The sequence below is a fragment of the Telluria sp. ZT3P26 genome (assembly GCF_059686035.1).
The window spans coordinates 1,016,688-1,030,551 of sequence record NZ_JCASII010000001.1 but is presented as its reverse complement, the minus strand read 5'-3'; the positions used below and the strand labels follow the sequence as shown (position 1 = coordinate 1,030,551).

Below are 13,864 nucleotides of genomic sequence, written 5' to 3'. Positions count from 1 at the left end.
TCACGTGCACAGAAAGAACAACGCCCGCCAGTGATGGCGGGCGTTGTCATTGGAGCGTGCGTTTGTGATTACTCTTGCTTGTCGAGCGTCAGCACGCCATCGTTGACGCGCACCCGGTCACCCGTCCGGTAGCCCGGATTGTTGGCGAACTCCAGTACCTGCGTGGTATCGGTCGTGTTCAGGCGCACCGTCACGCGGTAGTACTGGCGCGCAGTGGCGTCGCTGGCCAATGGCCGTGGATTGGGCAAGGCGCCCTGCACGGTTTCCACTTTCTCGATAATGCCGCAGCTGGTGCAGTAACGCGCCACGCGCGGACGCTCCGTCGCGCGCGGTGCCGGTGGTGGCGCGGCGCCCGGCGCGGCAGCGGCGATGCGGGCATCCTTCGTCGCCAGCTGGCGCGTGTCGTCCGCGGGCTGCGCCACGTCGCTGCGCACGAGCGACTCGCGCAGCACGCTCGTGGCCACCTCGTTGCCCATGCGCAGCTCGGCGGTCACGCGACTGTCGGCCTTCAGGCGGTCACGCGTACCGATCACGTAATAACCGGTGTACTGGCCAGGTTCGACTTCGGTCAGGTGCAGCGACCGGTTCGCGCCATCGAGGTTCAGCGTGGCATTCCCGCCCGGCGTGCCGTACAGATTGAACTGCAGGCGCACCCCCTGGTCGAGGCGCGCGACTTCTTCGACATTGAAACCGTTGATCGCAGGCGTGGCGGTGCGGCTTTGCGGCGCAGGCTGCGCTGCGGCAGTGCCGCTGGCAGTCAACAGCACCGTGGCCGGCGCCATGGCGGCGGCGATGGTGCACATCATGAGGCGTAGTTTCATTGGCATTCTCCTGGCATCAGCGGATCAATGACCGACCTTACGCCTGCGCTCGCCCCGGGTCGGTACGCTGACGTACGAAGCTGCTAGGCAACGCCGTGCACCATGTCGCCCGACGTCACGTAAATCCGGTCGCCCGGCCCCGGCTTGACCGCGTGGCCGCCCGTGAACGCGCCGAACGACGGCAGCAGCAGGCCCTGCGTGCCCACGACAAAGCATGGCAGGCGCAGCGCATCGAAGCGCGTGGCCAGCACGTACACCGGATGCACGTGCCCGGCCAGGCCGTAACCCGCCGCATCGACGCCCGGGTGGTGACAGAACGCAAACGGCCCGATCGCATGCGGCTCGTCGACCAGTTCGATGCCCAGCGCCTCGGCCGGATCACCCGCGTGCAGGTCGTGATTGCCGCGCACGAGCGTCAGGGCCAGGTCCGGGTGGCGCCCGCGCCAGGCCAGCATCGCCAGCTGGGTCGAACTGGCATGGGCCGCGCGTGCATGCAGAAAGTCGCCAAGGAATGCGACGTGGCGCGCGTCGTGCTGCGCGACCAATGCGTCCAGGCCTGCCAGGTTTTCCGATGTGGTTCCGCGCGGCACGGGCACACCCAGCGAACGAAACGCCGCTGCCTTGCCGAAGTGGATGTCGGCGACGATCAGCATGCGCCGGGCGGGCCAGTACACGGCTTTCTCGGGCAAGAGCAGCAGCGTCTCGCCCGCCACCTGGATGGTTGCATGGGTCATGCCGCCGCTTTCTCGAGTTCGCGCACCATGCGCGCGACGCGGTCGCTCAGTTTCTCGGTGCTGACCTTTTCGCGGAAGCGCTCGACCATCAGCGCGAACCCGAACGGCGTGGCGCGCTTGACCTCGCGGTAGGCCACGCGGCGCGCGTGCAGCTCGAGCAGCGTGTCGCGCAGGCGCGTCAGTTCCAGCTCCTGCTCCATCACTTCGCGCTCGGCCTGCGTCAGCAGCAGGTTGCCGGCGTCGTGCTTGCGAAACACCTCGAAGAACAGCGACGACGACGCCTGCAGCTGCCGGTTCGATTTCGGCTGGCCCGGATACCCCTGGAACACGAGCCCCGCAATGCGCGCGACTTCGCGAAAGCGCTGCTGCGACAACTGCGTCGCATTCAGGCTGTCGACCACGTCTTCCAGCAACCGCTCGGTATCGAACAGCGCCACCCCTGCGCCAGCAGGCGCGTCGAACATCCCCGCCCAGTCCACCGGCTCGGGCGACATCAGCTCGAAGCCATAGTCGTTGATCGCAATCGAGAACGTGATTGGCTGCAAACGCCCGACCCGAAACGCCATCAACGACGCCAGTCCCATGTGCACCGAGCGGCCCGCGAACGGGTAGACGAACAGGTGATACCCTTCGCGGCTCTTCATCGATTCGAGCACCAGCGTTTCGCTGGTGGGCAATGCCGACCAGCGCTGCTGGATCTCGATCAGCGGCGCCAGCGCGCGCATCTCGGGGCCGTCGAACACGCCGGCGTCGGCCAGCCGCAATTCTTCCAGCGCGGCGTGCGCCAGCTCGTTCGACATCGGCATCTTGGCGCCCTGCCAGCGCGCGATGGCGCCGCGCGTGCCGGTTGCGCGCCGCACGAACGCCGTCAGCTCGTGCACGCGCACGAATTCGAGGATGCGCCCGCCGAACAGGAAACGGTCGCCCGGTTTCAGGCGCGAAATAAACGATTCTTCGACGCTGCCGATGCGCCCGCCCGACATGTACTTCACCTGGATCGTCGCATCCGACATGATGGTGCCGATGCCCATGCGATGGCGGCGGCCGATCGCGGCATCCGGCACGCGATACATGCCCTCCTCGTCCGGCAGCACACGCCGGTATTCCGGATACACGGTCAGGCTCTGGCCACCGCGCGCGACAAAGTCGAGCGCCCACTGCCATTCTTCCGGCGTCAGGTGCCGGTACGACCAGGCCTGGCGCACTTCATCGTACAGTTCTTCGGAGCGAAAGCCACCGCCCAGGGCCACCGTCACGATGTGCTGGACCAGCACGTCGAACGGCTTGTTGGGCACATAGCGCCCTTCGATGCGGCGCGCCGCCACCGCCTTGCGCGCGCCCGCAGCCTCGAGCAATTCAAGGCTGTTGGTCGGCACCAGCGTCACGCGCGAGACGCGCCCCGGCGCATGGCCGCTGCGGCCCGCGCGTTGCAAGAGGCGCGCCACGCCCTTGGCGCTACCGATCTGCAGCACGCGCTCGACCGGCAGAAAATCCACGCCCAGGTCCAGGCTCGCGGTGCAGATCACGGCCTTGAGGATGCCGCTTTTCAGGCCAAGTTCGACCCATTCGCGCACCTCGCGGTCGAGCGAGCCGTGGTGCAGCGCGATGACGCCAGCCCAGTCGGGCCGCGCCTCGAGGATGTTCTGGTACCAGATCTCGGACTGCGAGCGCGTATTGGTAAACACGAGCGTCGCCTCGTGTTTTTCGATCTCGTCGACCACGGGCTGCAGCATCTGCAGACCCAGGTGGCCGCCCCATGGGAAGCGCGACACGTTCTCGGGAATCAGGGAATCGACAACGATCTTCTTGCGCGTGTCACCTTCGACCAGCACGCCCGCATCCGCGCCAAGCAGTACCTGGCGCGCCAGGTCGAGATTGCCCATCGTCGCCGAGACGCCCCAGACCAGGAGCTCGGGCCGCCAGCGCCGCAGTCGCGCCAGCGCCAGCTGCACCTGCACGCCGCGCTTGCTGCCCATCAGTTCGTGCCACTCGTCGACGATGATCATGTCGAGATTGCGGAACTGCTCGAGCGCCGCCGCATTGCTGATCATGAGCGTCAGGCTTTCGGGCGTCGTCACCAGCGTGGCCGGCATGCTGCGCGTCTGGCGTGCCCGCTCGCTGGCCTTCGTGTCGCCGGTACGCGCGCCGATGCGCCACTCGGGCATCAGCTCGGCCGCGGAGTCTTCCAGGGCGCGCTGCGTATCGGCCGCCAGTGCTCGCATCGGCGTGATCCACAGGACGCGCAAGCCCGCCTTGTTGCGGCCCGACGCCAGCCCCGCGCGCTGCAACGCCGCGAACCAGACGGCGAACGTCTTGCCGGCGCCAGTGTTCGCGTGCAGCAGGCCGGATTCGCCTTTCAGCGCCGCCCTCCAGACATTGCGCTGGAACGGGAACACCGTCCAGCCACGCCCGGCAAACCACGCGTCGACCCGGTCCTTGACCTCGTTGCGACTCATGCCGTAGCCGCCTCCAGCAACCCCTTCAGCGTATCGAGCGTGTCGGCTTCCTCGACCGGTTTGTCGGTGCGCCGGCGCAGGATGCGGGGGAACCGCACCGCAATGCCGGCCTTGTGCCGCGGCGAGAGCGCGATGCCCTCGAAGCCGATCTCGAACACCATCGTCGGTTTCACCGACCGCACCGGACCAAACTTCTCGATCGTCGTGCGCCGGATGACATTGTCGACCTGCCCGATCTCGGCATCGGTCAGGCCCGAATACGCTTTCGCGAACGGCACCAGCTTGCGCTCGTCGCCCTCTCCGTCCCACACGGCGAACGTATAGTCGGTGTACAGCGACGCGCGCCGCCCGCTGCCCGGCTGCGCATACAGCAGCACCGCGTCAATGGCGTACGGATCGATTTTCCACTTCCACCAGGTGCCCACATCCTTCGTGCGTCCGACGCCATACTGCGCCGTGCGCGCCTTGAGCATCATGCCTTCGACACTGCGCGCGCGCGAACCGGCGCGCAGTTCGGCCAGCGCTTCCCAGCTCTCGGCCTCGACCACCGGCGACAGCCGCAGCTGGCGCTGATCGAGTTTGGCCACTTCGACTTCCAGCAGCGCGCGCCGCTCGTGCTGCGGCAAGCCGCGCAGATCCACACCATCGAGTTCGAGCAGGTCATAGCAGCACAGCACCGCTGGCAGTTCGGCCAGCAGCTTGGCGGACAAGGTCTTGCGGCCGATGCGCTTTTGCAAGTCGGCAAACGGCGACGGCATGGCCGCATCGGGCTGCCAGATCAGCACTTCGCCATCAAGCACCATGCCGTCCGGCAGGCGCGCCGCGGCCAGTTCAGGGAACCGTTCGGTAATCAGATCTTCGCCGCGCGACCACAGGAAACTCTGACCGTCGCGCCGCACGAGTTGCGCGCGGATGCCGTCGTACTTCCATTCGACGATCCAGTCGGACGGCTCACCCAGCGTGGCCGGTTCAGCCGCCAGCTGATGCGACAGGAAGAATGGGTACGGCTGGCCACCGCGCAGCTTGTGTTCTTCGGCCGACTGCTCCGCGATCAGTTGCAGGAAGCCGGCCGCCGTCGGCTTCACGCGCCCGTCGGTCCAGCCCATCAGGCGCTGGGCAATGAGTTTGCTGTCCACCGCCGCAATCGCAGCAAGCGCGCGCGTGACGAGCAGGCGCGAGACGCCCACACGGAAACCGCCGCCGATCAGCTTGACGAGCAGGAAGCGCTCGCGCCAGTCGAGTTCATTCCAGTAGCCGAACAGCGCCTCGCGGATGCGCCCCGGATCGGCGCCGCGCAACGGGCCGATGCGCTCTTCCATCCACACGGCCAGGCCGACGTCGGAGCGTTCGGTCGGTGGTGGCAGGATGTGCGCGATGGTCTCGGCAAAGTCGCCCACGGCTGCGTAGGACTCGTCGAACAGCCACTCGTCCAGCACGGCGTACTCGATGGCAAACTGGCGCAGCAGTTTGGTCGGTACCGCCTGGCGCGGCTTGCCGCCGGCCAGGAAGTACACGGCCCAGGCGGCATTCTCGGGTGCGGCGTTGGCAAAGTAGGCCTGCAGCGCATCGAGCTTGCGGGTGGTCGACGTGGTTTCGTCGAGGTCGGCGTACAGGCGGGCGAATTCACGCATCGGCCGCTCCTGCTGCCTTCTCGGGCGCGACCGGTTCCTTCGGCGCGCCATCGGATGCGGCCTCGCCTGCTTCTTCGTCGCCGTACTCGGTCTCGAAGCCGGACGCCTCAAGACCGTTCTGGTTCAGCCAGCGCACGAGCGTGGGAATCGAGCCGTGCGTGACAATCACGCGCTCGGCCTCCGTCGCCTTGATGGCGCTCATCAAGCCAGGCCAGTCGGCATGGTCCGACAGCACGAAGCCGCGATCCACGCCGCGCCGGCGGCGCGCGCCGCGCAACAGCATCCAGCCGCTGGCGAAGGCATCGCTGTAGTCGCCGAAGCGCTTCATCCAGGTGGAACCACTGGCCGATGGCGGCGCAATCACCATCGCGCGTCGCAGCAGTGCCTTGTCAACCTCGGTCACCAGCACGGTCGGTGGAATGTCGACACCTTCGGCGCGGTAGGCGCGGTTGAGCGGTTCGACCGACCCGTGGCAGACGATCGTGCCGATGCTCGCGTCCAGGCCCGCCAGGATGCGCTGCGCCTTGCCGAACGAGTACGCGAACACGACGCTGCAGCGGCCCTCGTCGGCATTCTTGCGCCACCAGGCATTGATCTCGGCCATCAGCTCGGCCTCGGGTTGCCAGCGATAGATCGGCAGCCCGAACGTCGATTCGGTGATGAACGTGTCGCAGCGCACCGGCTCGAACGGCGCGCAGGTTTTATCCGGCTCGACCTTGTAGTCGCCCGACGCAACCCAGACTTCGCCACCGATTTCCATGCGCACCTGTGCCGAACCCAGCACGTGGCCAGCCGGGTGCAGCGAAATCTTGACGCCGTTGTGCGTGACTGACTGGCCGTATTCCATCGCATCGACCGTGATGTCACCCAGGCGCGATTTGAGCACACCGATGCCAGGCGCGGCGGCCAGGTAGTGGCCGTGACCGACACGGGCATGGTCGCCATGCGCGTGCGTGATCACGGCGCGCGGCACGGGGCGCCATGGATCGATGTAGAAATCACCCGGTACGCAGTACAGGCCCTCCTTGCGGACGACGACCATGTCTCCCATGGCCATCCTTATGCCGGGGTGAGGAAGTCGACCATGAAGGTCCGGCTTTCTCCATCGGCAAAATCGAGCGTGATCTGGTCACCGGCAACGGCAGTCACGATACCTTCGCCATACTTGGCCGAACAGGCGCGCGCGCCGACGACGAACTTGGGCGCTGGCGCTTCGGCCACCGGCTCGTGGTCGAACTCGTCGTCACGGATCTCGATGCCTTCCGTCAGCGACAGCTCGGGCGGATTGCGGCAGTTGTCGCACTTGCAGCAGTGTTCGAAGCCTGCCACCTTGTCGTCGAAATAGTCGAGGATCAGCTTCCAGCGGCAATACCCGCTGACCGCATAGCTGACCATCTGCTCAAGCGCGTGCTTGCCGTGTTCCTGCTTCTGGACATAGACGGCGGCCAGCTTGTCGAAGATGCCGGGCTTTGGCTCGGCGCTGGCTGCGATGTATTCGAGCTTGCGGTTCTGGCGAATCAGCTTTGCATCCTTGAGCAGCTTTATGCAGACCTTGATGCTCGATTCGGCCAGGTCTTCCAGCGCCTCTTCCAGCCGCGCCGGGGTCACGGGGCCCGTGTCGCCCAGTCCGCGCACGGTGCAGTGCACCAGTTGCAGCTCCTGCGCGCACGGGTAATGCTTCATCAGGAAGAACTGCTGGAGGCGCTTGTCGTCGCGCAGGTACAGCAGCGTGCAGGTGGCGTCGAGACCGTCGCGTCCGGCGCGGCCGGACTCCTGGTAATACGATTCGAGGTTCGGCGGAATCTGCAGGTGGATCACGAAGCGCGTGTCGCACTTGTCGATCCCCATGCCGAACGCATTGGTTGCGACCATCACGCGGCGCTCGCCGTCCATGAACAGATCCTGATTCTGCTTGCGCTCCGCGGCCGGCAGTTTGCCGTGGTAGATGGTGACCGATTCGCCCGCTTCCTCGAGCACGGCCAGCATGTCTTCTGCTGCCTTGACGGTGGCGGCGTAGACGATGCCGACGCCTTCGGAGGCCTGCACCAGGCGCAGTGCGGCCTGGTACTTGTCGGCCACGCTCGTGACCTGCTGGACCGCATAGTGCAGGTTTGGGCGGTACACGCCGGTATTGATGACATTGAGCTTGCGGCCCAGCTGCTTGTTGATGTCGGCGACCACTTCATCAGTCGCGGTGGCCGTGAGCGCCAGCACCGGCGGGCGGCCGATCGCTTCGATGGCCCCGCCCAGGCCGATGTAGGCCGGACGGAAGTCATGGCCCCACTGCGAAATGCAATGCGCCTCGTCGATGACGACGATGTCGAGCATGACTTTCTGCAGCGTGGCGATGAATTCGGGCGAGACCATGCGTTCGGGCGTGCAGAACACGATCTCGCAGGTTTCCTGTTCGATGGCCGCAATTGCCGCATGCTCTTCTTCAGCGTTCAGGCAGCTGTTGACCTGCACGGCGCGGATGCCCAGTTCCTCGAGCTTTTCGAGCTGGTCCTTCATCAGCGAGATCAACGGCGAGACGACGACCGTGATCCCCTTGAGCATCTTGGCCGGGATCTGGTAGCACAGCGATTTACCGCCACCCGTAGGCATGATTGCCAGCGTGTCCTTGCCATCAAGGACGCTGTCGATCACGCGTTGCTGCCCGTCGCGCAGTTTGGCAATGCCGAAGACGCCTTCGAGAAGGCGCTGGATGGAGTTGCGACGCACGGCCATGAGGCCGCGGTGCATGAGGGTGGGGTCGTGTCGTGTCATGGTGATATCGACTGTAGGTTGAGCGCCCCGCCTCGACTATAGGACGCCACCTACTTCGGGCGTAGGAGCGCCGCCTTCCAAAAATATTGTCGATTAGATCTCAATTGTGCGACACAAATTCGCAAGAAGGTTTAGTCCTACAGAACGACGGAGTATTTACCGATGCCCAGGGTCGACATGGCGACATAAGATGTGATCCACATTCACAGTATTGCCACCACCCAGGAGATTCATCATGCGCCGCCACCCAATGACATGGACTGCCGTCCATCTGGCCCTCGCCAGCGCTGCCACCTGGTTCTTGCTGGAATCCGGCGCCCTCGCCTCGACTGTACTGTTTTCGCTTCACTAAACAAACAACGCCATCTTCCACTGGGAAGACGGCGTTCATTTTCATTGCGAGCAAGCCTTCCGGCTCGCTCCAACTTGTTCTGAAGCGGGCCTTTCGGCCCGCTTTTCATTACGCAGCTTTCTGCTCTTCTTCTTCCACTTCCACCGGCTGGCGGATCAGGTAATCGAAGGCTGCCAGCGATGCTTTTGCACCCTCTCCCACGGCAATCACGATCTGCTTGAACGGCACCGTCGTCACGTCGCCGGCGGCAAACACGCCCGGCATCGAGGTGTGGCCACGGGCATCGATTTCGATTTCGCCGTGCGCCGACAGATCGATCGAACCCTTCAGGAATTCCGAGTTCGGAATCAGGCCGATCTGCACGAACACGCCTTCCAGATCGATCCGGTGGATGGCGCCGGTATTGCGATCCTTGTAGCTCAGGCCGTTCACGATCTTGCCGTCGCCATGGATTTCGGTGGTTTGCGCCGACTTGATCACTTTCACGTTCGGCAGCGACATCAGCTTGCGCTGCAGGACCGCATCGGCGCGCAGCTCATTACCGAATTCGATCAGCGTGACTTCCTTGACGAGGCCAGCCAGGTCGATCGCCGCTTCCACGCCCGAGTTACCGCCGCCGATCACCGACACGCGCTTGCCCTTGAACAGCGGACCATCGCAGTGCGGGCAGTACGCCACGCCGTGGTTCTTGTACTCTTTTTCGCCCGGCACATTGATTTCGCGCCAGCGGGCGCCCGTCGCAATGATCACCGACTTCGATTTCAGCACCGCACCGCTCTCGGTATGCACTTCGATCAGGCTGCCGCCCACCACCTTGCTGGCGCGCTGCGTGTTCATGATGTCGACGTCGTAATCCTTGACGTGCTCTTCCAGCGCGACGGCGAATTTCGGGCCATCGGTTGCCTTGAGCGACACGTAGTTTTCAATTGCCAGCGTATCGAGCACCTGGCCACCGAAGCGGTCAGCCAGCACGCCGGTACGGATGCCTTTGCGGGCGGCGTAGATTGCTGCAGCCGCGCCGGCAGGGCCGCCGCCGACGATCAGCACGTCAAACGCTTCTTTTTCGCTCAGTGCCGCCGCTTTTTTCGCGCCACCGCTGACGTCGATCTTCGACAGGATCTCTTCGACGCTGGTGCGGCCCTGGCCGAAATGCTGGCCATTCAGGAACATCATCGGTACGGCAAGAATCTGCTTGCTTTCGACTTCCTGCTTGAAGACACCGCCATCGATCGTCACGACCTTGATGCGCGGGTTAATCACCGACATCGTGTTCAGTGCCTGCACGACTTCCGGGCAGTTGTGGCACGACAGCGAGATGTAGGTTTCAAAGACATAGTCACCATCCAGGGCAGCGATCTGGTCGATGACCGCCTGCTCCAGCTTGATGGTGTGGCCACCCACGTGCAGCAGTGCCAGCACGAGGGAGGTAAATTCATGGCCCAGCGGGATACCGGCAAAGCGCACGCCGACATCGGTGCCGACGCGATTGATCGCGAACGACGGGGTGCGCTCATTGGCTTCCTGGCGCACGGTGATCTTGTTGCTCAGCTCTGCGATTTCACGCAGCAGCTCATCCATTTCGCGCGCTTTCGGCGAATCATCCAAGGATGCAACCAGCTCGATCGGCTGCACCACTTTTTCCAGATAGGCTTGCAACTGTTTCTTGAGGGTCGCGTCAAGCATGATGGTTTCCTTAAACTCTTTGAATCAATAAATGGAGGGCGATAAAAGCACCGGGCCGCCGCAGCGGCCCGGTCAGGGGGCTACCAGACTACCGTTTTACTTAGATCTTGCCGACCAGATCCAGCGATGGGGTCAGGGTCTCAGCGCCTTCGGTCCACTTGGCTGGGCAGACTTCGCCTGGGTGAGCAGCGACGTACTGGGCAGCTTTGACTTTGCGCATCAGTTCCGATGCGTCGCGGCCGATGCCGTTGTCATGCACTTCCATGACCTTGATCTGGCCTTCTGGATTGATGACGAAGGTACCGCGCAGTGCCATGCCTTCTTCTTCGATCATGACTTCAAAGTTGCGCGACAGGGTGCCGGTCGGGTCGCCGATCAGCGGGTAGTTCACTTTCTTGATCGCGTCCGAGGTGTCGTGCCATGCCTTGTGAGCGAAGTGGCTGTCGGTCGAGACGCCGTACACGTTCACGCCCAGCTTTTCGAATTCAGGCTGGAACGAGGCCAGATCTTCCAGTTCGGTTGGGCAGACGAAGGTGAAGTCGGCCGGGTAGAACATCACCACCGACCAGGTGCCCTTGAAGTTTTCTTCGGTCAGGTCGATGAATTTGCCATTCGCGTAGGCGGTGGCTTTGAACGGTTTGATCTGGGTATTGATAAGGGACATGTATTCTCCTGTTTGTGGTGGATGAAACGTATGACAAGCAGTGTACCGCTCAGCTCGTCTTTTGGGAAATTGATTGATTGGATACAGTTGATTGATTTTGACTATCGTATGAGCGACAGCATGCCGGGCTGCCCGCGGCTATGCCGTCAGGCGCACACCGGCACGGCCGTGCAGGGCAACATCAGGCTGAAGGTTGACCCTTCACCGGGGTTGCTCGTCACGCGCAGCTCGCCGCTGTGCGAGATCGCCAGCTGGCGCGAAATGTACAGGCCCAGCCCCAGCCCCTTTGGTTCGCCATTGCGGGCGCCGCGCTCGAAGGGCTCGAAGATGCGTTCCAGGTCGGCTGGCGCGATGCCCTTGCCGCTGTCGCGCACGTCGATGCGCACGCACTCGCCCATCTGCTCGACCCTGACTTCCACCGGCTGGCCGCCGCCATAGCGCAGCGCATTGGTGAGCAGGTTGACGATCACCTGCTCGACGCGGAACTCGTCCCAGCAGCCGCTGACCGGCTCATGCGGCAGCAAGGTCAGCGAGCTGCCGGTCGTGGCCGCCTGCAGCGACAGGTCGCTGACAACACGCTCCAGCAGCGTCATCAACTGCACCTGCGTCGGCCGGATCGACAGCTTGCCGCTGCGCATGCGCGAGACGTCCAGCATGTCGTCGATCAGGCGGATCATCGACTTGATCTGGCGTTCGTCGCGCTGGACCATCGCTTCCATCTGCTGCGGCGCGAATGCAGCCGCATTGCCGCGCTTGATCTGCAGGCTGCGCATCTGGGTCTCGAGGAACAGCGTATTGAGCGGCGTGCGCAGTTCGTGCGCGACAAGCGACATGAATTCGTCGCGCATCTTCAGCGAACGCTGCAGCTCCTGCTGGGTCTGGTTCAGCTCGCGCAGCAAGGTTTCCTGCTCTTGCCGGCTGCGCTCGAGCGCCAGCATCTGGCGCCGCGTCTCGCGGCGCTGCTGGTCGAGCGCGACGAACACGGCGACCTTGCTGCGCACCGCGCCCGGGTCGATCGGCTTGTAGAGAAAGTCGACTGCGCCGTTTTCATAGCCCTTGAAGGCGTAGTCGAGCTCTCGACCGGCCGCCGAGACAAAGACGATCGGGATATGGCGCGTGCGCGACGTCGAGCGCATCACCTCGGCCAGTTCGAAGCCGTTCATGCCCGGCATCTGGACGTCGAGGATGGCCAGCGCGAATTCGTGCTCGAGCAACAAGGCCAGTGCGGCGTCACCGGAACTGGCCTGGTGAATCACGCGCTGGTCGTGGCGCAGCAGCGCCTCAAGCGCCTGCAGGTTCTCGGGCAAGTCATCGACGATCAGGATTTTGCTTAATTCATGGGCGCTCATGGGGTCTCCAACAGGGGCAGCGCGGCGCGGATCGCAGCCAGCGGCAACACCAGGTGTGGTGCGCAACGCCGGATGGCTTCTCTCGGCATCGTACTGGCGTGCGCTTCTTCAGGGTCCTGGACAATGGTCAGGCCGCCGTGTTCGCGGATACTGCACATCCCTTCGGCGCCATCAAAATTGGCGCCGGTCAATAGTATACCGGCCATTGCTTGTCTATACACGCTGGCAGCCGATTCCATCAGAATATCAATCGACGGTCGTGCAAACTGGACAGGCGCTTCGCAGCTGAGCGAAAAACTGCGGTCCTCCTCGATCGACAGATGGTACCCCGAGCCGGCAAAGTAGACGATGCCCGGCTCGATCGGCGCCTTGTCGCGCGCTTCGCGCACCGGCAGCATCACGCGCGCATCGAACAGCTCGGCCAGCCGGCTTTCGCGGTCGCCCGGCACATGCAGGATGCAGACCACGGCCGGCGTGTAGCCCGGCTGCAGCGACGGCAATAAGCTCAGCAGCGCATCGACGCCGCCGGCCGAGCCGCCGATCAGGACCATGTCGATGCGCCGCTTGCCCAGCGCCGCCGACACCTGTTCGTTCAGGGTCATGGCACGGCCTTGCGATACACCCGTTCCCGCCGCGCCAGCGGCTCGAAACGGCCGGCATAGCTGGAAAAGTCGATGCTTTCCTTGCTGCCCAAGCCCAGGAAGCCCCGGTAGCACAGCGATTCGTGGAACAGGCCAAACACGCGGTCCTGCAGCGTGCGGTTAAAGTAGATCAGCACATTGCGGCAGCTGACGAAATGCGTTTCCGAGAACACGGTGTCAGTGGACAGGCTGTGGTCGGCAAACGTGACGTTGTCGATCAGGCTGCGTTCGAACAGCGCGCCACCGTAGGCCGCCGTGTAATAGTCCGAAAACGCGGCCTTGCCGCCGGACTTCTGGTAATTCTCGGTGTACAGGCGCATGCGGTCGATCGGGTACACGCCACGCCGGGCCGTCTCGAGCGACTTCGGATTGATGTCGGTCGCATAGATGATGCTGCGGTCGAGCAGGCCTTCTTCTTTCAGCAGGATCGCCAGCGAATACACTTCTTCGCCCGTGCTGCAGCCGGCCACCCAGATCTTGAGCGACGGGTAGGTCTTGAGGAACGGCGCAACCTGCTCGCGCACCGCCCTGAAGTACTCCGGGTCGCGGAACATTTCGGTGACGGGAATCGTCAGGTATTGCAGCAGCTGGGCAAACCCGTTCGGATCATGCAGCACGCGCGACTGGAGCTCGGAAACCGTGCTGCACCCCATTTCACGCATGGCCACCAGCACGCGGCGCTTTTGCGACGCGCCGGTGTAGTTGCGGAAGTCATAGTTATATTTCAGATAGACGGCTTCGACGAGCATCCGCAGCTCGATGTCGAA

Annotated in this window: 11 protein-coding genes; all 11 read right to left on the bottom strand. The window is 63.9% G+C overall.

The features are described from left to right. Window positions 1-68 precede the first annotated feature (68 nt). Window positions 69-821 carry a hypothetical protein gene (locus AC56LN_RS04475; RefSeq protein ID WP_499570146.1) on the bottom strand — a complete coding sequence of 251 codons (753 nt, stop codon included), beginning with the start codon at window positions 819-821 and terminating at the stop codon, window positions 69-71. Window positions 822-904: 83 nt separating this feature from the next. Then, window positions 905-1,555 (bottom strand): ligase-associated DNA damage response endonuclease PdeM, encoded by a 651-nt coding sequence (pdeM, locus tag AC56LN_RS04470; protein WP_499570145.1) that lies wholly within the window; start codon window positions 1,553-1,555, stop codon window positions 905-907. Further along, the gene (locus AC56LN_RS04465) at window positions 1,552-4,011 is read right to left on the bottom strand and encodes a ligase-associated DNA damage response DEXH box helicase (RefSeq protein ID WP_499570143.1); all 2,460 of its coding nucleotides are present in this window, start codon (window positions 4,009-4,011) and stop codon (window positions 1,552-1,554) included. The genes pdeM and AC56LN_RS04465 overlap by 4 nt, the downstream gene beginning before the upstream one ends. Continuing rightward, entirely contained in the window at window positions 4,008-5,642 is a 1,635-nt protein-coding gene (locus AC56LN_RS04460; protein ID WP_499570142.1) for an ATP-dependent DNA ligase, read from the bottom strand. Before AC56LN_RS04460 ends, AC56LN_RS04465 begins: the two co-directional genes overlap by 4 nt. Then, window positions 5,635-6,693, bottom strand: a complete 1,059-nt coding sequence (locus AC56LN_RS04455) for a ligase-associated DNA damage response exonuclease (RefSeq protein WP_499570141.1) — start codon at window positions 6,691-6,693, stop codon at window positions 5,635-5,637. The genes AC56LN_RS04460 and AC56LN_RS04455 overlap by 8 nt, the downstream gene beginning before the upstream one ends. An 8-nt stretch (window positions 6,694-6,701) precedes the next feature. Next, window positions 6,702-8,384 carry a RecQ family ATP-dependent DNA helicase gene (locus AC56LN_RS04450; protein WP_499570140.1) on the bottom strand — a complete coding sequence of 561 codons (1,683 nt, stop codon included), beginning with the start codon at window positions 8,382-8,384 and terminating at the stop codon, window positions 6,702-6,704. A gap of 484 nt (window positions 8,385-8,868) precedes the next feature. After that, window positions 8,869-10,443, bottom strand: a complete 1,575-nt coding sequence (ahpF, locus tag AC56LN_RS04445; protein ID WP_482899664.1) for an alkyl hydroperoxide reductase subunit F — start codon at window positions 10,441-10,443, stop codon at window positions 8,869-8,871. A 100-nt stretch (window positions 10,444-10,543) separates the two neighbouring features. Then, window positions 10,544-11,107, bottom strand: a complete 564-nt coding sequence (gene ahpC, locus AC56LN_RS04440) for an alkyl hydroperoxide reductase subunit C (protein WP_258835175.1) — start codon at window positions 11,105-11,107, stop codon at window positions 10,544-10,546. Window positions 11,108-11,253: 146 nt separating this feature from the next. Beyond that, window positions 11,254-12,456 carry a hybrid sensor histidine kinase/response regulator gene (locus AC56LN_RS04435; RefSeq protein WP_499570138.1) on the bottom strand — a complete coding sequence of 401 codons (1,203 nt, stop codon included), beginning with the start codon at window positions 12,454-12,456 and terminating at the stop codon, window positions 11,254-11,256. Continuing rightward, window positions 12,453-13,058, bottom strand: a complete 606-nt coding sequence (locus AC56LN_RS04430) for a chemotaxis protein CheB (protein ID WP_482899666.1) — start codon at window positions 13,056-13,058, stop codon at window positions 12,453-12,455. Before AC56LN_RS04430 ends, AC56LN_RS04435 begins: the two co-directional genes overlap by 4 nt. Further along, window positions 13,055-13,846, bottom strand: a complete 792-nt coding sequence (locus AC56LN_RS04425) for a CheR family methyltransferase (RefSeq protein ID WP_482900241.1) — start codon at window positions 13,844-13,846, stop codon at window positions 13,055-13,057. The genes AC56LN_RS04430 and AC56LN_RS04425 overlap by 4 nt, the downstream gene beginning before the upstream one ends. Window positions 13,847-13,864: the final 18 nt, after the last annotated feature.